Annotated in this window: 26 protein-coding genes and 1 tRNA gene; 12 read left to right on the top strand and 15 right to left on the bottom strand. The window is 68.4% G+C overall.

The annotated features are described in order from the left end of the window. Positions 1–226 precede the first annotated feature (226 nt). The 3 genes from VSH64_RS09270 to VSH64_RS09260 form a co-directional block, all read right to left on the bottom strand. Positions 227–874, bottom strand: a complete 648-nt coding sequence (locus VSH64_RS09270) for a TetR/AcrR family transcriptional regulator (RefSeq protein WP_326835104.1) — start codon at positions 872–874, stop codon at positions 227–229. Positions 875–1,005: 131 nt separating this feature from the next. Continuing rightward, positions 1,006–1,434 carry an organic hydroperoxide resistance protein gene (locus VSH64_RS09265; protein WP_326835103.1) on the bottom strand — a complete coding sequence of 143 codons (429 nt, stop codon included), beginning with the start codon at positions 1,432–1,434 and terminating at the stop codon, positions 1,006–1,008. 198 nt (positions 1,435–1,632) lie between these two features. Beyond that, complete coding sequence (locus VSH64_RS09260) at positions 1,633–2,391, bottom strand: IclR family transcriptional regulator (protein ID WP_326835102.1); 759 nt, start codon at positions 2,389–2,391, stop codon at positions 1,633–1,635. Between the two features lie 107 nt (positions 2,392–2,498). Between VSH64_RS09260 and VSH64_RS09255 the strand changes: the two genes are divergently transcribed. Together VSH64_RS09255 and VSH64_RS09250 are read left to right on the top strand one after the other, a co-directional pair. Then, positions 2,499–3,278 carry a 2-keto-4-pentenoate hydratase gene (locus tag VSH64_RS09255; RefSeq protein WP_326835101.1) on the top strand — a complete coding sequence of 260 codons (780 nt, stop codon included), beginning with the start codon at positions 2,499–2,501 and terminating at the stop codon, positions 3,276–3,278. Between the two features lie 120 nt (positions 3,279–3,398). After that, entirely contained in the window at positions 3,399–3,995 is a 597-nt protein-coding gene (locus VSH64_RS09250) for a TetR/AcrR family transcriptional regulator (RefSeq protein ID WP_326837925.1), read from the top strand. Between the two features lie 167 nt (positions 3,996–4,162). Here the strand turns inward: VSH64_RS09250 and VSH64_RS09245 are convergent, their stop codons facing one another. Beyond that, positions 4,163–4,531 carry an SbtR family transcriptional regulator gene (locus VSH64_RS09245; RefSeq protein ID WP_326835100.1) on the bottom strand — a complete coding sequence of 123 codons (369 nt, stop codon included), beginning with the start codon at positions 4,529–4,531 and terminating at the stop codon, positions 4,163–4,165. A gap of 95 nt (positions 4,532–4,626) precedes the next feature. Here VSH64_RS09245 and VSH64_RS09240 point away from each other — a divergent pair, with 95 nt between their 5' ends. Continuing rightward, positions 4,627–5,481, top strand: coding sequence for an SDR family oxidoreductase (locus VSH64_RS09240; protein ID WP_326835099.1), 855 nt, complete (start codon positions 4,627–4,629; stop codon positions 5,479–5,481). Positions 5,482–5,531: 50 nt separating this feature from the next. Here VSH64_RS09240 and VSH64_RS09235 read toward each other — a convergent pair whose 3' ends face one another. The 3 genes from VSH64_RS09235 to VSH64_RS09225 all read right to left on the bottom strand — a co-directional run bounded on the left by VSH64_RS09235 (position 5,532) and on the right by VSH64_RS09225 (position 8,243). Beyond that, complete coding sequence (locus VSH64_RS09235; protein ID WP_326835098.1) at positions 5,532–6,701, bottom strand: acyl-CoA dehydrogenase family protein; 1,170 nt, start codon at positions 6,699–6,701, stop codon at positions 5,532–5,534. Between the two features lie 366 nt (positions 6,702–7,067). Continuing rightward, positions 7,068–7,436 carry a VOC family protein gene (locus tag VSH64_RS09230; RefSeq protein WP_326835097.1) on the bottom strand — a complete coding sequence of 123 codons (369 nt, stop codon included), beginning with the start codon at positions 7,434–7,436 and terminating at the stop codon, positions 7,068–7,070. 33 nt (positions 7,437–7,469) lie between these two features. After that, positions 7,470–8,243 carry an oxidoreductase gene (locus VSH64_RS09225; RefSeq protein WP_326835096.1) on the bottom strand — a complete coding sequence of 258 codons (774 nt, stop codon included), beginning with the start codon at positions 8,241–8,243 and terminating at the stop codon, positions 7,470–7,472. 81 nt (positions 8,244–8,324) lie between these two features. Between VSH64_RS09225 and VSH64_RS09220 the strand changes: the two genes are divergently transcribed. The 3 genes from VSH64_RS09220 to VSH64_RS09210 all read left to right on the top strand — a co-directional run bounded on the left by VSH64_RS09220 (position 8,325) and on the right by VSH64_RS09210 (position 10,528). Continuing rightward, a complete protein-coding gene (locus tag VSH64_RS09220) occupies positions 8,325–8,903 on the top strand; it encodes a TetR/AcrR family transcriptional regulator (RefSeq protein WP_326835095.1) in 579 nt (192 codons plus the stop codon). A gap of 162 nt (positions 8,904–9,065) precedes the next feature. Continuing rightward, on the top strand, positions 9,066–9,914 hold the full coding sequence (locus VSH64_RS09215; RefSeq protein WP_326835094.1) for an oxidoreductase: 849 nt from the start codon (positions 9,066–9,068) through the stop codon (positions 9,912–9,914). Continuing rightward, the gene (locus VSH64_RS09210; protein WP_326835093.1) at positions 9,914–10,528 is read left to right on the top strand and encodes a TetR/AcrR family transcriptional regulator; all 615 of its coding nucleotides are present in this window, start codon (positions 9,914–9,916) and stop codon (positions 10,526–10,528) included. The genes VSH64_RS09215 and VSH64_RS09210 overlap by 1 nt, the downstream gene beginning before the upstream one ends. 311 nt (positions 10,529–10,839) lie before the next feature. On the opposite strand, the gene VSH64_RS09205 is transcribed toward VSH64_RS09210, so the two are convergent. Then, on the bottom strand, positions 10,840–11,415 hold the full coding sequence (locus VSH64_RS09205; RefSeq protein WP_326835092.1) for a TetR/AcrR family transcriptional regulator: 576 nt from the start codon (positions 11,413–11,415) through the stop codon (positions 10,840–10,842). Positions 11,416–11,609: 194 nt separating this feature from the next. Between VSH64_RS09205 and VSH64_RS09200 the strand changes: the two genes are divergently transcribed. Further along, on the top strand, positions 11,610–13,007 hold the full coding sequence (locus VSH64_RS09200) for an MFS transporter (RefSeq protein ID WP_326835091.1): 1,398 nt from the start codon (positions 11,610–11,612) through the stop codon (positions 13,005–13,007). Between the two features lie 366 nt (positions 13,008–13,373). Then, a tRNA-Leu gene (locus VSH64_RS09195) sits at positions 13,374–13,457 on the top strand. Here VSH64_RS09195 and VSH64_RS09190 read toward each other — a convergent pair. The 6 genes from VSH64_RS09190 to VSH64_RS09165 form a co-directional block, all read right to left on the bottom strand. After that, complete coding sequence (locus VSH64_RS09190) at positions 13,439–15,199, bottom strand: recombinase family protein (RefSeq protein WP_326835090.1); 1,761 nt, start codon at positions 15,197–15,199, stop codon at positions 13,439–13,441. The genes VSH64_RS09195 and VSH64_RS09190 overlap by 19 nt on opposite strands. A 147-nt stretch (positions 15,200–15,346) precedes the next feature. Beyond that, positions 15,347–17,452 (bottom strand): cell division protein FtsK, encoded by a 2,106-nt coding sequence (locus VSH64_RS09185; RefSeq protein ID WP_326835089.1) that lies wholly within the window; start codon positions 17,450–17,452, stop codon positions 15,347–15,349. Further along, on the bottom strand, positions 17,445–18,146 hold the full coding sequence (locus tag VSH64_RS09180; RefSeq protein WP_326835088.1) for a hypothetical protein: 702 nt from the start codon (positions 18,144–18,146) through the stop codon (positions 17,445–17,447). Before VSH64_RS09180 ends, VSH64_RS09185 begins: the two co-directional genes overlap by 8 nt. Further along, on the bottom strand, positions 18,143–18,472 hold the full coding sequence (locus VSH64_RS09175; RefSeq protein ID WP_326835087.1) for a hypothetical protein: 330 nt from the start codon (positions 18,470–18,472) through the stop codon (positions 18,143–18,145). Before VSH64_RS09175 ends, VSH64_RS09180 begins: the two co-directional genes overlap by 4 nt. Next, positions 18,469–18,804, bottom strand: a complete 336-nt coding sequence (locus VSH64_RS09170) for a WhiB family transcriptional regulator (RefSeq protein ID WP_326835086.1) — start codon at positions 18,802–18,804, stop codon at positions 18,469–18,471. The genes VSH64_RS09175 and VSH64_RS09170 overlap by 4 nt, the downstream gene beginning before the upstream one ends. Next, a complete protein-coding gene (locus tag VSH64_RS09165; RefSeq protein WP_326835085.1) occupies positions 18,801–18,974 on the bottom strand; it encodes a helix-turn-helix domain-containing protein in 174 nt (57 codons plus the stop codon). Before VSH64_RS09165 ends, VSH64_RS09170 begins: the two co-directional genes overlap by 4 nt. Before the next feature lie 156 nt (positions 18,975–19,130). Between VSH64_RS09165 and VSH64_RS09160 the strand changes: the two genes are divergently transcribed. The 3 genes from VSH64_RS09160 (at position 19,131) to VSH64_RS09150 (ending at position 21,542) form a co-directional block, all read left to right on the top strand. Then, a complete protein-coding gene (locus tag VSH64_RS09160; protein ID WP_326835084.1) occupies positions 19,131–19,511 on the top strand; it encodes an XRE family transcriptional regulator in 381 nt (126 codons plus the stop codon). A gap of 139 nt (positions 19,512–19,650) precedes the next feature. After that, positions 19,651–21,195, top strand: coding sequence for a transcriptional regulator (locus VSH64_RS09155; RefSeq protein ID WP_326835083.1), 1,545 nt, complete (start codon positions 19,651–19,653; stop codon positions 21,193–21,195). After that, entirely contained in the window at positions 21,192–21,542 is a 351-nt protein-coding gene (locus VSH64_RS09150) for a signal peptidase I (RefSeq protein ID WP_326835082.1), read from the top strand. Before VSH64_RS09155 ends, VSH64_RS09150 begins: the two co-directional genes overlap by 4 nt. On the opposite strand, the gene VSH64_RS09145 is transcribed toward VSH64_RS09150, so the two are convergent. Continuing rightward, positions 21,531–22,967 (bottom strand): helix-turn-helix domain-containing protein, encoded by a 1,437-nt coding sequence (locus VSH64_RS09145; protein ID WP_326835081.1) that lies wholly within the window; start codon positions 22,965–22,967, stop codon positions 21,531–21,533. The genes VSH64_RS09150 and VSH64_RS09145 overlap by 12 nt on opposite strands. Before the next feature lie 574 nt (positions 22,968–23,541). Here VSH64_RS09145 and VSH64_RS09140 point away from each other — a divergent pair. Further along, positions 23,542–23,748, top strand: coding sequence for a hypothetical protein (locus tag VSH64_RS09140; RefSeq protein WP_326835080.1), 207 nt, complete (start codon positions 23,542–23,544; stop codon positions 23,746–23,748). Positions 23,749–23,892 lie beyond the last annotated feature (144 nt).

Raw genomic sequence — 23,892 nt, 5'->3', positions numbered from 1 at the left:
TCGCCGACTGTTGAGCCCCTGACGGAGCCGTGACCCCGCGTCAGCAGCGCGGACGGATCACCGAACGTTTCGCAGCAGAATCTGCTGCCCTGGGACTGCGGACAAGGCACGCCGGCTGCCTTCGTTGCCCGTGCCGCTCTCGCCACTCCGGCGACAAGCAACGGAGCGCAACCCCGGCTCCCCCGAGGTCCTCGACAGCGTCACTGTTTCGACCGTGAGCCCGCCTTCAGCGGCCCTTGCGCCTTCCGGCACCGCCGCGCTGCTCTGCCAAACCACGAACCATCGTGACGAACGGAGCCACCTGCGAGCGGTAGGTCAAGCCGTCGAGGCTGTTGGTCACCGACAGGCCGTCCGTCAGAGCGCGCCCGAGCACCGCCAGCTGCTGCACGAGGCGCTCGTTGTCCTTACCGCCGTCCGGTGCGAAAACGGGCGTGAGCGCGTCCACCCAGGACGCGTGGGCGTAGTCGCGAATGCGGCGCACGGTGTCCCGCACCGCCGCCGAGTCCTTCTGCGGGCCAACACTGATCGCGAGCAGCAGGCGAAGGTAGTCGGGCCGCTGGTCCAGGGATTTGCACGCCGCCGTGAACCAGGCTTCGAACCGCTCGACCGGCGCGAGGCGGTCGAACGACGTCGGGCTGGGGAACAATTGGTGCAATTCCTCGAAGGTGCGTTCGAGGAGCGCCGCGAGGACACCGAGCTTGTTGCCGAAGTGGTAGTAGATCGAGCTGGGCGGAAATCCGGCCTGCGCGCACAAGTCCGAGACCGCCATGCCGTCGTACCCTTTTTCGGCGATGAGGTCGCGCGCCGCGTTCAAGATGACATCGCGGCTGCTTTCGCTGACCGCGGCGGCCGCGGAGCGGGATCCCCTCACCATGGAGCCATGATAGGTCCGCCGCGCCGCCACCCGCCCACCAGGGCGACGCGGTCCCCTCGACCGGTCGATGCTCGCGGCCAGAACCGGCGGAGCGGCCGGGCCGGCGAACGCGCACCGGCCCGACCACCCCGTCACGCGACGGTCGCGTCAACCGTCACCGGGATGTTCCCCCGTGTCGCGTTCGAGTACGGGCAGATCGCGTGGGCCGCTTCCACGAGCTTGTCCGCCGTCACCTGGTCGACGCCGGACAACTCGGCGTGCAGCGCCGCACTGAGGCTGAACCCGCCTTCCGCCGTGGCGTGCACCTGGACCTCGGCGACGACCGCGGAGTCGCTCACCCGGGTGTGCTGCTGCGCAGCGACAGCCTTCAGCGCCGAGTGGAAGCACGAGGCCCACCCCGCGGCGAACAGCTGCTCCGGGTTGGTCGCGCCACCGGGACCGCCCATCTCCTTCGGAATCGCGAGCGAGAGATCGAGCAGGCCGTCGTCGGTCCTGGCCTGCCCTCCCGCCCTGCCGTCACCCGTGGAGGTGGCAATTCCGAGATAAAGAGGCTTGCTCATAGTTGTTTCCTTTCGCGTCCGGCGCAGTGCGGACGGGATGACCCAGGTCGGCCACGGCTGCGGAACCCACCGTCAGCGCGGACCGCCACAGGGAAAGACCGAACGTTCTCTCTTGTTCCAAGATGACGCCTCACCCCGCCTCTGTCAATACCGAACGTTCTACCTACCCGCCACGTTCGCCGCCGGCGACGGCTGCGATCATCGCGAGGCACCGTGCTGCCGCAGGGTGCGGGACAAGCCGAGCGCGGTCGTGCGCACCGCGGGGGCGAGGTGAGCCGGGCGGAACTGCTCGCGCGGCACGGCCACCGACACCGCCGCGACGACAACGGCGCCGGAGAACACCGGCGCGGCAATGCAGTTGACCCCCAGGGCGGCTTCCTGTTCCTCGTACGCGAGCCCGGAAACCTGCGTCTGCTCCAGCGAGGTCCGCAGGCGAAGCGGGTCGGTGATCGAGAACGACGTCAGGTGCGGCAGGGGGTCGGCGAGGATCAAGTCCGCGAGTTCAGGCTCCGAAAACGCGAGCAGCGCCTTGCCGATCGCGGTGCAGGTGAGCGGCAACCGGCCACCGATCCGAGACGGCAGCCGGACAGCGTCGTGACCGTGGATCCGTTCGAGATAAACGACGTCGCGATCGTCACGGACTCCGAAGTGGACGGTGTGGCGAGTGGTTTCGTACAGGTCTTGCAGAAACGGCACCGCCGCCTCACGCAGGTCCAGCCGGCGCGGCACGAGTGAGCCCAGCTCGAACAGCCTTCCGCCGAGCCGGTAGTGCTCCCCCACCCGTTCCAGCAGGCCCAGCCGGACCAGGTCACCGACCAGCCGGAACGTCGTGGTCTTGCTCAGCCCCGCCTTCGTCGCGAGTTCCGTGAGACGGAACGACCCGCCGCCCGGCTGGTACACGTCGAGGAGATCCACTGCCTTGTCGAGCATGTTGCCCGCCGGTCTGTTCCGTGTCACGGCACGAACCTTGGCACACGGCGGCGGCCCGATCTATACCTGTGCGCATCACCTGCCAGCTCCGGAGGTTCACCGATGCCCTCGTGCCCGTCCCACTGGGAACCACGATGAGTGCCCACGTCCTCAAGGCGGCGGAGCTGCTCGCGACCGCCGCGGACACCGCCACGCCGTGCGCCCCGATCCGTGAGCTCTTGGCCGACGGCGACCTCGACGCCGCCTACGAGGTGCAGCAGCTCAACACCGAACGCGTGCTCGCGGCCGGTCACCACCTCGTCGGGCGCAAGATCGGCTTGACCTCGCTCGCGGTGCAGCGACAGCTCGGCGTCGACCAGCCCGATTTCGGAGCACTGTTCTCGACGATGGCCCTCGTCGACGGCGAAGAGGTGCCGAAGGGGCGTCTCCTGCAGCCCAAGATCGAAGCCGAGGTCGCCCTCGTCCTCGCCGCCGACCTGACGAATCCCGGCTGCACCCCGGACGAAGTTCGCGCCGCGACGGCGTTCGTCCGCCCGGCGCTGGAAATCGTGGACAGCCGGATCGCCGGCTGGGACATCACGATCGTCGACACCGTGGCCGACAACGCCTCCTCGGGGCTGTTCGTCCTCGGCGACTCGTGCGTGCCGATCGAGGACGTGGAGCCGGTCGACGTCGCGATGCAGCTGTACCGCGGTGACGAACTCGTGTCGGAGGGGACGGGCCGCGACTGCCTGGGCGATCCACTCCACGCCGCGGCCTGGCTCGCTTCGACGCTGGCGCGGCGCGGCGAGTTCCTGCGCGCCGGCGACGTCGTCCTCACCGGCGCGCTCGGGCCGATGGTCCGCGCCGCACCCGGTGACGTCTTCACCGCCCGGATCTCCGGCCTCGGCTCGGTCCGCACCAGCTTCGCTTGAGGGGGAAGGTGTTACCCGCGCGATGCCTGGTTGCACAGGCTGGCCGTGACGCTCGACGCTTGCCAAGACCGAACGTTCTCCCTGTACACTGGCGACCTGGACCAGGAAGCAGGTGACAAGGTGTCCGAAGCACGATCCCGGCTGCTCGCCACGGCCAGCCGGCTGTTCTACGCGGAGGGCTTGCACTCGGTCGGCATCGACCGGATCGTCGCCGAAGCCAGCGTGACACGCGCCACGCTGTACCGGCACTTTCCCAGCAAGGACGATCTCGTCGTGGCTTACCTGACCGGGGCGGACGCACAGATCCGGGCCCAGGTCGAAGCCGCTCGCGCCGCGGGGCACTCCCCGGCCGACACTGTCCGGGCAGTCGCCGAGACGATCACCGGCGGTATCCGCTCCGACGGGTTTCGCGGATGTGCCTTCCTCAACGCAGCTTCCGAGTACCCCGCGGTCGATCACCCGGTTCACCAAGCCGTCCTGAAACACCGGCAATGGTTCCTCGACACCGTCACCGAGTTGATGGCCGACGCCGGCGAGACTCCGCCCGAGCCCCACGCGCGGCACTTCGTCATGCTGCGGGACGGCGCGATGACCGCGGGCTGCCTCTCCGACCCCGCACCGATCTGCGAAACCTTCCTGCTTGGCGTCGAAGGGATCCTGAAGTACCGCGACGCTTCCCCCAAGGACCGGGCCCGGGTGAAGGCCGGCCGACGCTGACGGCGGATTGACCCAGGCGGATCCCACCTGCCGACCGTTCACGTCCAGAGGACTGTCCAACCAGGACTTGGACGAAGCTGCCCTCGCAAGGCACTTCGGCGCCGACCCGAGGTGCGTGTTCTGATGCGTCCCCACCACACCGGCCACTGGCGCAAGCGGCGGTGGCGTCAGCTCGCCAACTTCTTCGTCAAAGCGTCCAGGCACAGGCCGATGAGCCGACGCGCCTGTTCTTCAGTGCCGTGCTGCGCGGAATAGGCGAGCCCGCCCATGAGGAGCAGCACATCGTCGGGAGCGACGTCGGTGCGCAGGCTGCCGTCCCGGGCACCGGCATCGAGGAGCGCGCCGACGGCCCCGGTAAGAAGCGCGTGACTGTCGGCGAACGGGTTGACGCCGGAGGCGATGACACCCGCCCGCTTGGCGATCGCGGCCGGCGCGGTGTCCAGCCCCTGCCCGGCGAAGACCTGTGCGGCGACCTCCAGCAGACGCGCCCGGTTCTGCAGCGCGTCGCTCCTGGTCCGGCGAGGGATGGCGGGCATGCGGGTTCCTCCGGGGTCCACTTGCGTTCCGGAACGCGTTCCGCTTAACTGGTAAACGGAACGCGTTCCGGAAATACGGTACCCCAGGAGAACTCATGTCCACTGCGTCCGATCCCTCCGGCAAGGCCGTCCGCCACTGGTTCGTCACCGGAGCCTCCGGCGGACTGGGCCGCCACCTCACCGAGCACGCGCTCCGGCACGGCGACCGAGTCACCGCCACCGCTCGCCGCGCTGCGGCCCTGGACGACCTGCGCGACGCGTACGGCGACCGACTGACCGTCGAGGTCCTCGACCTCGGCCGGCCGACGGACGTCGACGCGGTGATCGGCAGGACCCTCCAGGCCGCACCGGTGGACATCGTGGTCAACAACGCCGGATACGCGGTCGTGGGCGCGGCCGAGGAGATGACCGTCGAGCAGATCCGGGAGCAGATCGAGGTTCTCCTGCTGGCACCGATGCTGATCACCCGCGCCTTCCTGAAGCCGATGCGCGAGCAAGGCGGGGGCCGGATCATTCAGATCTCCAGCATGGGCGGACAGATCGGCATCCCCACGCACAGCTCTTACCACGCGGGCAAGTGGGGACTGGAAGGCTTCACCGAAAGCGTCGGCCGCGAAGTGTCCGATTTCAACATCCACCTCACCTTGATCGAGCCCGGCGGCACCCGCACCGGCTTCGCCTCGGCGCTGCGCTACACCACCGAAACGGCCCCCTATCGCGACACCGCCGTCGGCCAGACCCGGCGTCTACTCGAGACCGTCGACGGCAACACGCTCACCGGTGACCCGGCCAAAATCGCCGCCGTCATCTACGACACCACGCGCAACCCGCACCCGCCGCTGCGCCTGGCCCTCGGTTCCGACACCTACCACGCCGTCCACGCCGCGCTCACCGAACGTCTCGCCGCACTCGAAAGCCAAGAGGACCTCGCGGCGGCTGTCGCCCACTGACCCGGCCGAAGCACGAACACCTCAGCACCGGCGCCGAGTTCCAGGCATGCTCAGACCGGCAGGATCGGCTCGCCCGCTCCGGTCACCAGGAGTCCGTGGTTCTCGATCGTGAGGTACGACGTGAACTGAAGGTGCCGGGCACCGACGTTGAGATCCCGCCAATACCGCTGCAGCGGGTTGTCGACGGAAAAACCGCTGGATCCGTGCAGATCCATCAACAGGTCGACGGCTCGCAGGAACTGCCGCAGGACGGAGACGATCTCCATCCGGAATGCCGAACGCTGCGCAGCGGGAATCCCTTCGCCGGGCAGCATCCCCTGGATTCGTTCCGCCAGGTGGATCAGCCGGTCGTGACCACCGTTCACCAGGTGCTCGGCCTCGGCGAACACCTGCCGAGCCGACGGCGAGGCGGCGAGATCCTCATACGGCGTCATCGGCGGTTTGCGCTTTCGGAGAACGCCTTCCACCACGTCCAACGCACCCAGCGCCGCACCAGCCAGAGGCGCCGCCAACATGACCCCCACGGCAACGAGGCTCAGGGGCTCGCCGAGGGTGATATCGGGCGCGCCATCGGGCCCGGCCGGAATCTCGAGCACTCGCACCGCCGGAACGAAGACACCCTCGGCGACAAGCGTGTGGCTACCGGTACCCCGCAGGCCGGCCACCCGCCACGTCCGCTCCAGACTCAGTTCCGACACCGGCACGAGCACTCCCACCACCCGGGGAACACCGTCGCCGGGCGCGACCATGGCCGCCAGGATGGCCCAATCGGCGTCTTCAGAGCCGGAGGCGTAGGACCACCTCCCGGTGATCTCGACCCCACCGGGAACCTCTACGGCCTCCCCGGGCACGCCGACAGCGCACATTCGCGCATGAGGATCCGCGTAGAGCTCAGCGCGGACCTCATCGGGAAGCAGCTTGGCGAAATGACCCTTCGCCTCCGCCGAGATTCCCGCGACCCACGCCGACGACGGGCAGCCCCGCCCCAGCTCGGAGAGCACGCGCACCGTGGAGACCAGATCCGCGCCCAGCCCACCGAACTCGCGCGGAGTGGTCAAGGCGAAAGCGCCGGCCTCACGCAACGCGTCCGCGCTCTCCGGAGCAACGCGACACCCCTCCTCGGTTGCGTCCGCGTGCGCGGCCAGCACCGGCACGGCCGCCCGCACTTTCGCCATGAGCGCGTCGGCCGTCTCGGGCGCGGTTCGACCTGACTCCATCATGCGATCTCCCTCGTCGAAATTCCTTGCGGCGCCTCGGTTTCCCTGCTCGGGTAAGCCGAGACGTCGGGGTGACCGACTGCCCACGCCCGCGGAGCACCGCAACAACCTCAGCGAACGGCGAACCGGCTGCTCGCGAGGTGACGCCGCCCTGTGGGTGGAACGATCGTTACACGATCAAGCTAGGCCCTGGCCTGAACGGCTGTCAAGACCGAACGTTCTATCTGGCAGTGCCTCGCGCGGCCGAGCTGGTGGGCGAACACGGAGTCCAAACCGGAGGGACGGGTCGACGCTGTCTCGACTGGGATCTCACGGCTCGTCAACCGAGGGTCGTTTGACGTCAGGTGGCAAAAGTGCGCGGTCGCGATCTCAGGCCGCGCGCAAGCAGAAGGGATGTCCGGCAGGGCTCGCGTAGACGCGGCTGCCGGCGCCGGTTTCGGGGGTCACCTCGTCCGTGGGCCGCAGTCGGGTGGCGCCCGCGTCGATGGCGGTGCGGTCGGCGGTCGCGAGGTCCTCGACGCCGAAGTCGAGGTGCAGCTGCTGGGAGGTGCCGTCTGGCCAGTTCGGGGCGAGGTGCCCGGGGGCGGACTGAATCACCACCACCGGCAGGCCGGGGGCCTGGATGAAGTGGTGGGTGGGCGTGCGGGTGATCGAACCGTCGAGCAGACGGCACCAGAAGGCGCTCTCCGTCTCGAGGTCGGCGGCGTCGATGATCACGGAAGCCAGGGTGATGGGCATGGCGGTAGTCCTGTTCGTCGTAACGGTTGATGTTCAGACGGTCGGGAGGATGCCGCCGTCGACGCGGAACTGCGCTCCCGTGAGCCACTTCGCGCGGCTGGAGGCGAGGAAGGCGATCATCTCGGCGACGTCCTCGGGATCGCCGGGGCGCCCCAGGGGGACCTTCAGGTGGTCCACGATCTGCCGCGTGACCTCGTCGGCGGATACGCCTTGTTTCTCGGCCAGGTGCCGGAGGTGGGCGGTGGCGCCGTCGGTGACGACGAAGCCGGGGAGGACGCAGAGCACGCGTACCCCGTGTTCGCCGACCTCGGTGGCCAGTTCGCGGCTGTAGGTGTTGAGCGCGGCCTTGGCTGCGGCGTAAGAGGCTTCGGTGCGCTGGGGCAGTTGGCTGGCGATCGAGGAGACGTGCACGACGACGCCGGAGCCCCGCTCGACCATGCCCGGCACCAAAGCCCGGTCCAAGCGGACGGCGCCGAGGAGGTTCAGGTCCAGGTCGGCCCGCCAGGAAGCGTCCGAACGACTCAAGGTCGGCGCAGGTGCACTCGCCGCGCCGGCGTTGTTCACGAGCACGTCCACACCGCCCACCTCGTCGATCACGCGGCGGCCGAGTTCAGCCACACCCTCCGGCGTCGAGAGGTCCGCCGGCATGAAGGTGGCGCCACTGTCCTCCCCCGGCCGGCTGCGAGACGCCGTCAGCACGGTCGCACCCGCGGCGACGAATCGACGCACGGTCGCCGCGCCCAGGCCCCGGCTGCCTCCAGTGACCAGGACTCGCAGGCCGGCCAGACCCTCACCGATGATCGGCATGGGGTGTTCCTTCCGTAAGATGAACCCGACTCCGGAAAGGATACACACAAGCGGAACCGGACTCACCTTATGGAGGTTTCCTTGTCGGCATCACGCCCGCTGCGTGCTGATGCGCGCCGCAACCGCGAAGCGCTGCTCTCCGCGGCCCGCGAAGCTTTCCTGGCCGGTGACACCGATGCGCACGTGGAGGAAATCGCCCGCAGCGCCGGGGTCGCCGTCGGCACGCTCTACCGCCACTTCGACACCCGCGAGGCGCTGATCGAAGAGGTCTACCGCAAAGAGGTCGACGACCTGTGCGCCTCGGCGGAGACCCTGCTGGACCAGCACAGCCCCGAGGAAGCCCTGGGTCGCTTCCTGCTCCTGCTCGTGGACCACGCCGCCGTCGGCAAGGGGATGTCCGTCGCGCTGGAGAGCATCATGGCGACCGACTCCCCGGTCTTCGACGACGCCCGCACCCACATGGGCGACGCCCTGACCCGACTGCTCGACGCCGGCACCGCGGCCGGCACCGTCCGCGGTGACATCACCGGTCCCACCCTGTTGCGGGCACTGGGCGGCATCTGCGCCCTCCGCGTGAGCGAGGGATGGCTCGACGAAGCCCGCCAGATCACCGGCCTCCTCCTCGACGGCCTGCGCCACGGTGCCCCGCACGCGACCTGAGCGCGGCGAACACCCGACGAACCCCCGACACGAGGAGCCGGAGACCGACCGCCGCGGGTGACGACTGCCATAACCTACACGTCGACGATAAAAATCGACGTGGTGTAGAGTTTAGAAACGAGAGGGCAGTCGCCAACTCCTTTCGCATCCCTGGAGGAGCACGTGCACAAGCAGAACTGGCTCATCACCGGCGTCAGCACAGGCCTCGGCCGCGCCTTCGCCCAGGCCGCCCTGGCCGCCGGGCACACCGTCGTCGGAACGGTCCGTTCCGACGAGGACCTGCGGGCCTTCGAAGAGCTGAAGCCCGGACACGCTCACGGCCGCGTCCTGGACGTGACCGACGGCGACGCCGTCTCGAGTGTGGTCGCGGAGGTGGAGCAGAGCGTCGGCCCGTTGGACGTCGTCGTCGCCAACGCCGGCTACGGACTCGAGGGCACCTTCGAGGAAACCTCGCTGGCCGAGGTGCGGCGGCAGTTCGAGGTCAACGTGTTCGGGGCGGTGGCCACCCTGCAGGCGGCGCTGCCCCCCATGCGCCGGCGACGCCGCGGACACCTGATGGCCGTCACTTCCATGGGCGGGCTCATGGCGGTGCCCGGCATGTCCGCTTACTGCGGCAGCAAGTTCGCCCTCGAAGGCATCCTCGAGGCGCTGGGCAAGGAGGTCGCGCAGTTCGGGATCCGGGTGACGGCGATCGAGCCCGGCTCCTTCCGCACCGACTGGGCCGGACGGTCCATGACGCGTGCCGCCCGGTCCATTGAGGACTACGACGAGCTGTTCGCCCCTATCCGTGAAGCGCGGCAGAAGGCCAGCGGGAATCAGCTGGGCAATCCGGCCAAGGCCGGGGACGCGGTCGTGCACATCGCGTCGGTCGACCAGCCGCCGGCCCACCTCGTCCTCGGCTCGGACGCGCTGCGCCTGGTCGCCGCCGCGCGCACGACCGTGGACGAGGACATCCGCGCCTGGGAGACACTCTCCCGCACGACCGACTTCGCCGACGGCGCGCAACTCTGATGCCTGACCGCCACCCCGCGCGGGGCCGACGCACCACCGAACGCAAGGGCGATGTCCGAGAGCGGGCAATTCTGGACACCTGCGAAGCACTGCTGGCGCACAAGGGCTACGACGCCATGTCCGTCGGCGACATCGCCCAGGGTGCCGGCATCACCCGCGGCGCCCTGTACTTCTACTTCGGCTCCAAGCAAGAAGTGGTCACGGCGCTCGTGGCCCGGACTGTCGAGCATCTGCGGGAGCGATCCCGCGCCACTGCGCAGACCGACGAGCCGCGCCCGGCCATCGCAGCGGCCATGCAGCGCACGGTCGAGCTGTGGAACGAGCACGGCCTCGTCATGCGCACGGCAATCGACCTGTCGTTGACCGTGCCGGAGATCGGTGAGCTGTGGAGCCGGACAGCCGACTTGTTCATCACGGCCATCACCGCCGTCCTGGAACGCGCCGGCATTCCGGCCGGCAGCGAACCGCAGCAAGCCTCGGCGATGGCGCGCGCCCTGTGCTGGATGATCGAACGGACCTTCTACCACGCGTCGCAGGAGTCCCGCGAGACGTTGCAGAAGGCGTCCGCGACGTGCGAACACATCTGGTTGACCAGCGCCGGTCTGACCACTTGAGGCATCTGCCGGGGACGGCGAGGCGCGGAACCTGATCAGACATGAACCGCCCGAGGTAGCGAACGCTGGCGGACTGGTTCGCGACCCTGAGCCGATTGCGCGGTCGGCGCTTGTCCCGGATGGCGGCTGGCACCGGCTGCGTCGCGAAAGGTTCGCGAAGGTCACGGGGGCGGACGGCGTCCGGAAGGGGTGTCCCACCAGTCGTCGTCCGTCCCCCGTCGCGCCTTGGGCGCCATGCCCCCGCGTAGACCGGCCCGTGACCGGATTCAACGCCGCCGAGTGCCTGGGACGTCTCGACGCGCCGGGCTTCGTCATGCCGATGTCCGGCGCAGGCCGTCGAGGACGGTCTCGAAGAGGGGGCGCAGGTAGTCCGGGGTTTCATTGACCTTGGCGATGGCCACGATCAAGTCGAAGACCTGCTCCAGCGTGACGTCATCGCGGATCTGCCCGGCTTCTTGGGCCGCGGCCAGCAGGGGACGACCCGCTTCGATGGCGCGGGCGCGGTGGCTGGTGATGCCGTCCCGGTCGACGTGCTCCAACAGCTCGGAGATGATGAGCCGCTTGTGCGGGATGAATGTGATCTGCAGACGCAGCCAGGCAATGAGGGCTGACGCGGGGGTCTGGCCGGGCTCGATCGTGGCCGCGGTGCAGATCTGGTCGACTTCGTCCGCGTAGAGCGCTTCGAGGAGCTCCTGTCGGCCGGGGAAGTTGCGGTAGAGGGTGGCCATCCCCACCCCGGCGCGGCGGGCGATCTCCGCCATGGAGATGTCGGGGGTCGGGTCGGCGAATGCCGCTCGGGCCGCGTCGAGGATCTTGTCGCGATTGCGCTCCGCGGCTGCGCGCCGCTTCGGGAACGCCGTCTTGCCTGCCTCCATGAACTCCTCCACGCGTGCTCTTCGTACTCAGGCGCGCCCGCTGATCAGGGCCGGCACCACCCTAGTGGACAGCCTATCCGGTATCGCTCTACGATTGCCGGACAGCCTATCCGGAAACTCCGAGGAGCACCGCTATGCCCAGCCGATCACCCCTCTCCCCCAGCGCCGGCGCATCCGCGCCAGCGGATGCAGACCCCTCGCACGGGGTGGCCAAGCGCGGTGTCGGACTCGCGGCCGTCGCGGTCGTCGCGTGCGTGGCGCAGTTCATGGTGGTGCTGGACTCCTCCATCGTGAACGTGGCCCTGCCGAGCATGAAGTCGGGCCTGGGCCTGTCGTCCTCTGCCCAGCAGTGGGTGGTCAACGGCTACCTGGTCACCTTCGGCGGTCTGCTGCTGTTCGCCGCGCGCGCCAGCGACCTGTTCGGACGCCGACGCGTCTTTCAGTTCGGGCTGGTCGTTTTCTCGCTCGCGTCCCTGGCCGGCGGCCTGGCACAGGACGGCTGGATGCTGCTGGCGGCCCGCGTGGTGCAGGGCGCCGGGGCGGCGGCGCTGGCACCGTCCAGCCTCAGCCTGATCACCGCCAGCCACACCGAGCCCTCGCAGCGCACCCGGGCCATGACGTGGTGGGGGGTCGCCGCCTCCAGCGCCGGAGCCGCCGGCATCGTGGTCGGCGGCCTGCTGGCGTCGATCAGCTGGCGGTGGGTGATGCTGGTCAACGTGCCGATCGGCGTCGGCCTGCTGATCGCCGGCCTGATGTGCCTGGCCCCGACCGCGACCGGACCGCGGCGCTCCCCCATCGACCTTCCCGGCGCGATCACGGTGACCCTTTCGGCCGCGGCACTCGTCTACGGCTTCTCGGCCGCCCCCGACGCGGGCTGGGCATCGGCCCGCGTGGTCGTCTCCCTGGTGGCCGGCGTGTTCCTGCTCGCGGCGTTCGTGGCCATCGAGCGCCGCACCAGCGACCCGCTCATCCCGCTGGGGATCTTCTCCATCGCCAACGTGCGCATGGGCAACGTCCTCACGCTGTGCATGGGCGCTGTCATCACCGCGCCGCTGTTCTTCCTCTCGCTGTATCTGCAGCAGGTCCTGGGCCAGAGCGCCGTACGCACCGGACTGTCCCTCCTGCCGATGGTCGCCGTCATCAGCATCGGAGTCCTGCTGTCCCAGAAGCTGATCCCCCTCCTCGGCGCACGCCGCCTCGTCGTGATCGGCGGCCTCATCGCCGCCGCAGGCCTGATCTGGGTGGGGCAACTGCCCGCCCACTCCGGCTACGTCGCCCACGTGCTGCTGCCCACCGTGGTCGTCGGCGCGGGCACCAGCCTGACGATGATGCCCGCGATCGTCGCCTCGACCACCGGCATCGCCCCGCGCAACGCCGGCGTCGCCTCCGGGCTGCTCAACATGTGCCGCCAACTCGGCGCCGCCCTGGGCCTGGCCGTCCTGGCCACCATCGCCACCACCGTCACGAGCCACAGCACCAGCAACACGGCCGTCGTGGACGGCTACCGCATCGCCTTCTACGCCCTCGCCGGCCTCGGCCTCCTCACCGCCGCCCTGGCCCTGCGGCTCAAGCCCGCCCAGACCACCACAGCCGCCGCCGACTGAACCGGACCGCTACCCGAATCGAGCCGGTCCCCCACACGCGCCCCTCAGGCTTGAACGCGATCCCAAGGAGGCCAGATGTACGCGCTTCAAGCCGGCTTCGGCGCGTGCCCTGCCGACGCAAATGATGGCGCAAGCCCAACTCACGCCGCCCGCGCCACGACGACACAGCGGACACCCTGACGCCGTGGCTCCCCGAGACCTCACCGTCGATCATCGAGTTTGCCAAAAGGCGCCGCTGACCAGGCAATACACCAGGATCGCAGTCCAATGTCCGAAACAGATGATCATCCCATCCGCCCGTTGAACACCAGGTGACACCCCCCTGAAAACAGGCCTCCGGGGGTCGTATACTCTCTTCATCAGCAAGTCCGAGTGGCGGAATGGCAGACGCGCTAGCTTGAGGTGCTAGTGCCCTTAATGGGCGTGGGGGTTCAAGTCCCCCCTCGGACACACGCACTAACCCTACGGGGTGGGCGGATGGTCACATCGACCATCCGCTCTTTTGCGTTAAAGACCAGTTCTAGGCCGATCTCCTCGTAGAGTTCCTGTAGCCGAGTCGGGCTGGCGTGCAGCACCTGCCGGCCTGCGTCAGCCAGCGAGTCCACCAGTGCCTCGACGTCCCCGCGAGTCAAGGACGCTCCCGCAGGGGTCCGCGCCAGCTGCTCCTCCGCCGCGTCGCGTTCTTCCTTTGCCCGGTTGAGTGGCTCGATCAGTGCCATCGGATCCGCGCCCGCCTCGATGGCTTGTGCCAGTCGCGTCAGCCGTGTCTTCGCCTGAGTGAGCCGCCGCTGGGCATCGGCTGTGCGCTCGGGGTTCACGTTGACGTCCTCCGCAACTCCCAGCATGGCCTTCACCGTCTGATCACGCTGATCTTCCGAGAACGCGTGGTTGATGTAGGTGTTCAGCGGTTCCATAAGTGCCGCTTCAGGCAAGTAGATGTTCTTTGGGTGCTCGGCGAGTGCCGGCGAACCAGGCACGAGCGTTCGTGCAGCGCAGCGGTAGTAGATCCGGCTGCCTCGCGGTGTTCCTTCCATCTTGCGCTGGCAGTGCATGCACCGCACCCGGCCGCGAAACGCGTACGTCCACTTCGTGGCTTTCGGTCCTCGTTCGAGTTTGCGGCGCGCTTCGAGTCCTCCAGCGGCACGAGAGCGACGGGAAAGCTGAACCGCCGTGAAGTCCTCCACGGAGATGATTGCCGGGTGAGCCGGCTTTCGGGACCGAACGACCCGGTCAGGTGCTGCCCGGCGAAATCGGGTCACGTGCCCAGCGGCGACGTCGTCAGGATCCAGAAGCATCTCCTGCCGGGCCCACCGTCCGAAGAACGCATACCCGGTATACCGCGGGTTCTCCATGATCGATCGGACCGTGCTGCCCTGCCACCCGTCGGCAAGACGGTGCCGGTTCTGCTCGGGACGTCGCGCGGACGGGCAGACAATGCCGTCCCGGTTGAGCCCGTTGGCGATCGCGCGGTCGCCCTTCCCGTTCAGGTATTCGTCGAAGATCCGGCGGACGATCGCCGCTGTCTCCTCCTCGATTTCCAGCACGCGGAGGCGGAAGCCCTCGGCGGCCTTCCTCGGATTCGGATGCGGGCCGGCGTCGACCACGACGTAGCCGTACGGGGCTCGGCCACCTTGATGGCGCCCCTCATTGACCACCTGGGCGTCCATCGCCGCACGTACCCGCGCTTGCACGTGCTGCCGCTCCGACTCGCTCATCCCGCCGAGCACGCTCATGAGCATCTTGTGCGAAGGGTTGCGCGGATCGAACTTGCCACCCAATTCCGGCACCCAGAGGTCGACCCCATAGGCCGCGAACCGCGGCGCGATGAGCGAGAACTGGTTGCCGAACCAGCACCGCGTCCCCTCGCCGACGACCACGGCGCTCCATTCGCGGCGAGGATCCTTCAACGCCGCGAGCAGCTGGGCTGCCTCGCGGCGCCGGTCCCACGGGACGGACCGCGACTGACCGATGTCGAAGTACTCCGCGACAACCCGGCCGCCCACAGGTTCCACGAACTTCCGGGCGTTCCCCAGTTGCCAGCCGCGTGAGGTCTCCGGGTCCTGATTGTCTTCGGTCGAACAGCGGCCGTAGAACGCGACGCCACCGATGCCGTCGTCCAGTGGCTCCACTGCCTGGACGCCCAAGAGGCCATCCAACGTCGCCCACGGGTCTGTGTCGAAATCAGCCGCCATGTCCGCCCCTCCGTCGCCGATCCGGGATCGGCGTGTCACTCAGCTCGATCAGTATCGCCAGCAGGACGCGTGCCACGCTCGGCGTCACGTTCAGCGCTTCGTCAGGTAGCGTAACCCGGATCGTCGAATCGGAGGTGCTGGCGCCGGTCAACTCGACACCTCCTCGCCAGCGTCGGCCGATACGTCGGCGCGATCGCGCAACCCTGTCCTGATTTCAGCTGTCAGGTATCCGCGAACCTGCCGAGCGCCCCCGTCTTCTGTGGGAACCCGACCTCGGGTGCGCTGGCAGCCGAGGTCGTTCATCAGCTCGGCGAACTCCCTTGGATCAGCGTCCAGCGCGTTGACCAGCTCGGACGTCGGTACGAACTCCCGGCTGTCGGCCGCCAGATACTTGGCCAGAGCCGCGAGTGGCTCCGGAAGGCTCTCCGATGACTCAGACTGCGGTTCACCCGCGTCGATCACCTTCACGGTGTTCTCGATCGTCAGATCTGAGCCGGCCGCGTGGCCGGTCAGCGTCCGCTCGGCCTCGCGCAACTCGCGGCCCCGCCGGCAGATGGCCTGCCAATCCTCGTTCGGCATGTAGTACGTCCGCACCGTCAGCGCGAGCACATCGGCCCCCGCCTGGGTGTCGCCGTCCGGACGCAGGATGCCGACGCCCTTGTGCGACGCGAGCAGCCGACTGCTGTCATACCCGCGGGTGTTCATCTGCTCGCCCAGCACGATGTTGCTGTCCCGCCAGTCCATGACCCGCAGCGCGAACCGCGACCCGAGCACCGCGCGCAGCCCCGACGGAATCGTCTTCGAGTCCGGCCGCTGAGTCGCCAGCGCCAATACGATCCCGGCCGCCGGCCCCTTCTTCGCCAGCCACGTCAGCAGCTCACCGACGTACTCGCCGGCCGTGAGCGTCTTGCCCTCCACCTTGACCGCGGTCCGGTCCTCCAACGGAACCTGCACTTCGTCGATGACGACGGCGGTAATCGGCATGTCCAGCATGCGATCCCGCGACATCTCCGGTGTCACCTTCGACTCGGGGCATGTCTCGTCGTCGAGTTCCCGCATCCGCCGGTACCGGCCCTGTACCTCACCGACCAACTCGACCAGCCATCCGGCGAGCGCCAGAACGTGTGCGGATTCGTCGCCCGACATGAACCGGTGAGCCACCTGCGCCGCCGCGTCCCAGTCTTTGCCAGCCTTGAAGTCCGCGACGTAGAGGCGCGTGTACGGGTCCAGAATCAACCCCGCCGCAGCAAGGCGCGTCGCGAACGTCTTGCCCTGCCGAGGAATCGCGCCGACGAGTAGCGACGTCCAGACCAACGGAAGATCCACACGCCGATCCCGTGCGTCCCGTCCAAACGGGACCGGACGCCAGGCATCCCACCGTTCAACTTGAAGCAACGGCGTCCGGATCGGCGGAGCAGCATACGGATCCTCATCGGCCACCCACATCGACACCCGCCCCGCGTGCCCGCCATTCCCACGCACCCGCTCGACAATCAGCTGAACCTCGTCGACCGCGAGCGCCGAAGCCAGGGCCTCTCGGTTCTTGATCACGTCCGCGGCCTTGCGGGTCGCCGGCAGGTCGACGGTGATCGCCCACCCGTATCCCATGCGCGTCGCGCGCTGGACCAGGCGCAACGTCTCGTCCTTGCCAATCAGCTTGGCGTCACGAAACGCGTCCACCAGCACCTGCGGATCCATCGTCCAGCTCAACGTCCGCGGCCCCGACAACACCGCCTTGCGCCCCGGACTACCTTCTTTCCGCCTCCCGAAGATCGCCAGCGCCAGCGCAGCTCCACCGCCGAGCCCCCACAACGCGACTTCGCCGTACAGCAGATCCGCCAGCGTCACCACCCCGGCAGACGCGACCGAGACAGCGCCAGTGACCTTCCACCGGAACAACGTCAACACCCTTATGTCTCCGAACTTGTCCGCCAGCTTCTCGGCTTGCACAGCGGCCTCCCGGAAGTCCCGAACGGTCACCCATCCACGCCACCACCGGACGCCGAGGACAAGCCCACGGAACACAGCTCCCAAGAACCAGAACGGCGAGCGCAGCACACCAACAACGAAGTCCTTGGCAGCCTGACGAGCCTGGTCCCGTCGCTTCAACCACAACGGCACCCGCGGCGAGTGGACCCACCAGAACACGAACCGCTCCCGCCGCGAGGCACGCGGCCGAGGCTGCGGCAACGTGTCGTCCACCAGTTCACCGTCCAACACCGGGTCCGCCTTGATCGGCAGTGAGTCAGCCATGGGCCACCTCCGCCCGCAACGCACGCGCCAACCGCGGCGACAATCCGCGCGAACACCCCGTCGCCCGCCGCACCCACGCCGGCGTCACCTCGACGTCCGGGGTCCAACTCTCCCGAGCAATCGCGAGGTAGTCCGCGAACAGGACGCGCCGCCCGGAGTTCACGGGCTCGTCCCGATGAACGGCCTGCCGTTCAGCAGCAACGAACACCGCATCGGTCAGCTTGTCACGAAGATCCGTGATCGCTTCGACCGCGACGAACACCACCAACGGCGGCACGGAGTGCAGCACGATCGCCGCCGGCTCCCCGGCGGCAAACGACGTCCAGGTGTTCATGACGTAGGTGGCCGCTAGCGTGAACCACTTCGCCCGCCGTACCCACGCACCCGTCCGAACCTGGTACCGCGCGGTCACCTGCTCTGCCCGCAGGATCGCCAGCAACACCAACGACACCGTCGGGTCCAGCACCCACGCCGCCAGCCAGGGCAGCGACCACGTCTGCGTCCCTGCTGACGCGAACCCCTGCACATTGGTCATCGTGAACGCGAGCCCGAGCACGATGCCCGACCAGCACATCCAGTCGACCTGCCGCCGTACCCGCTCGATCCGCAGCGCCACCACGTCCGGATCCGTCTGATACGCCCGCACCTCGGCGGCCTCCGCCGCGTCCCGCGCCAGCCGTTGAGCCCGCGTCATCGCCGACCACCCCGCTTCGACGTGTCGACGGTCGTCACGGTCATGGCACGAGTCAGCGCGTACGCCGCGAACAACGCCGGCAGCCCGAGCACGGCGAGCAGCAACCACCCGGAACCCGCGTGAGCGATCACCACCCACTGAACAGCGACGATCAACCCCGCGTTGAACAGCACCCGCCCAGCCAGCGACACCAGCCGCGCCCCGCTTCGAGCGGCTTCGGCGGCGGCCTTCGCCCGACGGGATCCCGCCCGCCAGACCCAGAACGACACGAGCAGAACGCCGACGCCGGCGAGGATCTGCGTGGGCGTCACGATGAGGCCGTTCATCGCTCACCCCGATCGATCCGCTCACCGCGGCGCAGCCAGTGCGGATGCAGCGCGCGCCGGTCGTCGTCGGCCAGCCCGCCCCAGACGCCGACGGTGTCGGCGCCACCCGTGCGCAACTCCAGCTCCAAGCACTCATCCCGAACTGGGCAGCCACCACACAGCCGTTCGGCCAACTCCTGGTCACTGCGAGCGTCGGGCGGCTCGTCTTCCGGGGGCGGCCACATACAGGCTCCGTCGCTGGTCACGATCTTGTGCAGCACGTCCGTGGGCACCCAACGCAGCCGGTCCAGGCGCCACGCGATGCCGATCAACCGCAGCTCATCCGTGCTCATCGAGCACCTCCGAGCAGGCGGTTCAGCTCAGCCGAGGACACACGGAGCCCGTTCCGGCATCGGGTCGTGCGCAGGGTCCCGGTTCGGATCGCCCGGCTGACCGCGCCGCGGGAGACACCGAGAATCCAGGCAGCTTCGCGAACGGAATGAAAGGTGATTTGCGAGTTCATGAGAAAAACCATTCTGATGATTTCAAGACTATGTTGTTAATTTCAGCTCTAAGTCGGACGTGTTTGTCCGACGCGCCGCAGCAAGGTCGCTATCTGGCGCGGTGAAAGCGCGATGAACCGCTAATCTCGGCGCTGAGGCGGAGCGCGGAGGAATACGTGACGGAGGACTGGGCTGCGGTCGCGAAGGCGATCGATATGCGCGTGAACGAGCTGGGCTGGCGGCAACGGGAGCTGGCCGAGCGGTCGCACGTGTCGCAGGCGATCGTGCGCGAGCTGCAACACCACACCGTCGAGCGCCGACGGAGCGCGCGCACGCTCGAAGCGCTGTCCACGACGCTCGGCTGGCACCCGCAACACCTGCTGGCAGTGCTGCAAAACCGCACCCCGCCGCATCCCGACGAACCCGTGGACGACGGCGGCGAGCTCCGCGACCGACTCGCCGCGCTCGAAGAGCGGCTGGCCGAGATCACCGAGCGGCTGGCCGACGTCCAATCGAGCCTCGCGACGGTGGTCAAGCACGTTGAGCCGAAGCGATAGCGGCGGGCAATTCGGGCTGGTGAACCAGGCGATTTGCATACCTGGAATTCAATGCCTAAACGGCCGCCCGTCCCATGCACGACCAGTGCAGGACCACTGCACATCCACTGCACATTCTGCGTCGAAGGACTGCTGACCGGTGAATTCTGCTGATCAATGGACCGGACGGACCGCGTCGGCGCTACAAGCCGCGCTGCGGCTGAGTAACGAGCGCTTCGCTGAACGCCTCGGCATCGCCGCGCGCACCGTGGCGGGGTGGCACCAGAAGCCTGATCTCCGGCCGAAGTCCGAGATGCAACAGGTTCTCGACATCGCGCTGGAGCAGGCCACGCCCGCCGAGCGGGCCCGGTTCGCCGAACACCTCGGCGACCCTGCCGCGGAGCCAAGCCCCGCCGATGAACGTCTCGACGCCGACCCCCACATCGGCGCCGCGCTCGAATGGCTCGACAAGCACGCCGGCTGGTCGCCGGGCTCCGCGCGTCAGGCCGTCGCCGAGCGACTGGCGACGCTGGACGTTCGAGAACTTCACGACCGCGGTACCCGCCGCGGGTGGGTCAGCCAACGCAACGTGGCCGCCGCTCTGACCGCCTACTACGGCAGCCGGCTCGACGACCACGGCCTGTTCACCGCTCGCTGCGGCGATCTCGTCATGAACACCAGCGTCCTGACCTGCACGGATTGGCTGGATCTGGACTGCGAGCTGCGCCCGCCGTACGACCGGTTCCGCGTCCCGACCGCGCAGCCCGAACCGGACCTGGCGCTGGACGACCACGCGGCGCGCCGTGCCGTTCAGCGGCTTGCCGAGACGCTGGCCATGAACACCCGGCTGTCCGACAACCCGATCTATCGCCTCCTGAGCACGGACATCCGTGAACGCCAGCTCGACGGCACCTTCGGCGGCTCACGGTTCGTCCACTACGCCCTGACCGTCGACCTCCTCGAAGGCGAGCTGGTCGACGCCGTCGCAGCGGACTCGACCGCGATGCCTCTGCGCGACCGCTACCTCCCGGACCTCGGCGCAGTGCTGGACGTCAGCTCGCGTTTGACCGCCGGCGGAGTCCTCGCGCTCACGGCCATTGCGCGCCCGGCAGATCCCTACCGCGGCGACGCCGACTATCTGCTCTTGGTCCAAGAGCGCTCCGGCAACGTGCTCAACGCCGCTCGTCGCCTCGCCGTCATCCCCAAGGGCTTCCACCAGCCGCTCACCGACGTTCGCCGCGACGCTCAGGTGGGGATCACCCTCCGTCGCGAGCTGGAAGAGGAGCTGTTCGGCCGCCCGGACATCGACAACACGGTGGCCGAGCAGCTCGCCGCAGACCCGCTCCACCCATCCCGTCTCACCGAGCCGATGCACTGGCTGATGGCGGAGCCCGACCGACTTCGGATGGAGTGCACGGGCTTCGGGCTGAACCTCGTCAGCGGCAACTACGAATTCGCCAGCCTCATCGTCATCGACGACGAAGAATTCTGGGAACGCTACGGCGGAGTGGTCGAAGCAAACTGGGAATCCGCCACTCTCCGCCAGTATTCGACTACCGATACCGAGCTCGTCACCGAGTTGTTGGGTGATGTAGCGTGGAGCAACGAAGGGCTGTTCGCCATGGCTCAAGGACTCCGACGCCTTGCGCAAATCGGCGGAGAGCGCGTAAAACTGCCCGCCATCGAATGGGAGATCAGCCAGTGAGCGACGGTTGGACCGCCGGCAACGCCAACGAGGACGCTGCCGACACTCGCGGCTGGCTGGTCGGTCACTTCATCGATCCGTCACAAGGCGTTCGCGCTTCCCAGGACGTGGAAGTCAAGTGGGCCAACCACCCCGCCGGTGACAAGCGTCCGGAGTGGACGGCCGACGACCAACGCACCACGCTGGTGATGCTCGTCTCGGGCGAGTTCCGCATCGATGTCACAGGCGGCACCAAGACCATGACTCGCCAAGGTGACTATGTGATGTGGGGCGCGGGCGTCGACCATTCCTGGGAAGCGTTGGCCGACTCCGTGGTGCTCACGGTTCGCTGGCCGTCAGCCGTGTAATTCGACAGGGGGCAAAGACACCCTGTCGCCGCCGATCTCTCGAAGTCGTCGAATTCCCTGAAGAAACGCGAACAGGCCTTCGTTGCTCCACAATTCATCGGTGACGAGTTCGCTGATCAGCTCGTCATCGAGCGTGGAATACAGCCGAAGCCCCGCCGCCTCCCAGTTCGCCTCGACAGCGCCGCCGAACCTCGGCCAGAACTCCTCGTCGTCGATCACGACGAGGCTGGCGAACTCGTAGTTGCCGCTGACCAGGTTGAACCCGAAGCCCGTGCACTCCATCCGGAGCCGGCCCGGCTGCTCGGAGAGCCACCGCATCGGCTCCGACAGGCGCGTCGGATGCATCGGATCCGCGACACGCTGCGGCCCGGCCGTGTTGTCGACGTCCACCCGGCCGAACAGCTCCTCTTCCAGCTCACGCCGCAACGTCGCGCCGATCCTCGCGTCGGCCCGGTGATCAGCCAACGGCCGGTGGAACGCCTTCGGGATCACCGCGAGACGGCCGGCACCGTTGACCACCCTCGCCGACCTCTCCTGCACGAGAAGCACGTAGTCCCGACCGCCACGGAAGGGATCGGCCGGCCGCGCGATCGCCGTCAACGCGAGCACACCACCGGCGCAGAACCTCCGGTCGACGTCGAGCACGTGCGCCAGGTCCGGCAAGTAGGTGTCCCGTAGCGGCGTCGCGTGGCTCCCGCTCAGCTCGCCTTCGAGCAGATCGACGCCCAACGCGTACTCCACGAACGACTCGGTGGTCACGGCCCCGCGCACGCCGTCGGCGCCGAACTCGATGTCGACCAGCCGGTACAGCGGAATATCAGCGATCCGAACCTCGCCCGCCGCCACGGCCGCAAGCCGCTCGACTGCAGCGTTCTCATCGAACGGCCGCTCCGACTGGTTGGCGCCGGGCCGCAACTTGAGCCGGTCATGCTCAGCCGTCAGCGGAAACGCACCCTCCAACCAGCTCTCGCGACCGAAGATACTGGTAGCGACTTCGACGTCACCGACTTTCGCGCCGTAGTACCGGTATCCGGCCGGCGGCTTGCCGTAGTACCTCATGAGCTTGCCGGCCGCCTCGCTCCGGCCGACTCGTCCGGCCGCCGCCGGCGCAGCCACCGCAGCACGCCGTCTCGAAGTCCCGGCGTTCCACCCGGCGCGCCTATCGAGCCAACCGAACGCCGGCTCAAGCTCCGGCGCCGCAGAGTTCCTGCCCCGCGGGCTGATGAACGCGCGCAGCTCGGCCGTCGAGATCTCCAACAGCTTCGCCATCTTCGGCCACAGGTAGGGCAACGGCTCGTTCTCCCAGCTCTCCCACCGTCCGACCGTGGACCGATCAACGCTGAGCGCCGCAGCAAAACTCTCCTGCGTGAACCCGGCTGCACGACGCGCTGAAACCAGCTCATCACGTCGTTTTGTCAACGCCACAGCTCACCGCCTCTGTCTTCGACTGCAATCACGGTATCAGTGCTCTTCGCAGCTCAGATGCCCCGATGCCACTTCTCTGCCACACAAGTCCGCCATCAGCGCTCTGGCCTGCCCGCGTCGCGCAGCGTTCACTAATTTCATCAACTTCGACCATCGCAAGGGAGGCCGCGATGCCCACCGGAGCAGCCGACCGCCCGCGCATCACGTGGCACCACTGCGCCATCGACGCCGCCGACCATGCCGTCACCGACGCCGCCTTCGCCGCGGGCTTCGAGCAACGGCAGGGCCGTTACCAGGCAATTTGCGGCCACCAGGTGCTGGTCGACTCCTGCCTGACACCACCCGGCCGCGTCTGCTCCCGCTGCTGGGCTCTCGTCGCCCCGCCCTCGCGGCAACTCACAGCGAGCCGCGCCACCCATCGCGCTTTGTCTAGCCTGCGACGTCTCCGCCGTCGCCTCCTCACTCCGGCCGGCTCGCAGCCGCGCCCGCCTCAACGCGCCCGGCACCCCCGCGCGAGCCGGCCGGACCTACCCGCCTCACCGGTCCCCGCACCGGCCGCCTCAAGGGATGCCGCATGAACCTCGCCGGCAAGTCCACCGCCGACGCGATGCTCGTAGCCAGCCGCCGCAGCCTGGACGTCATCGTGCAACTCCTGGAAGACCGCCCAGAAGCCGAACTGCTCCGCGCCCACGCCCTCGAACTGGCCGACATCGCCGACCTCCTGCACTCCTACGCCGACGACATCAACACCGCCACCACTCCCGCTGGACCAGCGCGTTGACCGCGGAGCATCAGTCATTCGGACGCGTCACAACCTCCGTCACGCCGGCGAGGGCCGCCGCTCCACCCGTCACGGCCGAAACTAGCCGCCACCTGCGCAAGCACCACCGTGACACTTGTGACACGTGACGCCGAAGGCCCCTAA

This window comes from Amycolatopsis rhabdoformis (assembly GCF_035918295.1).
Taxonomy (GTDB): Bacteria; Actinomycetota; Actinomycetes; order Mycobacteriales; family Pseudonocardiaceae; genus Amycolatopsis; species Amycolatopsis rhabdoformis.
The sequence above is the reverse complement of the archived record's forward strand: the minus strand, read 5'-3'. Positions and strand labels throughout refer to the sequence as shown.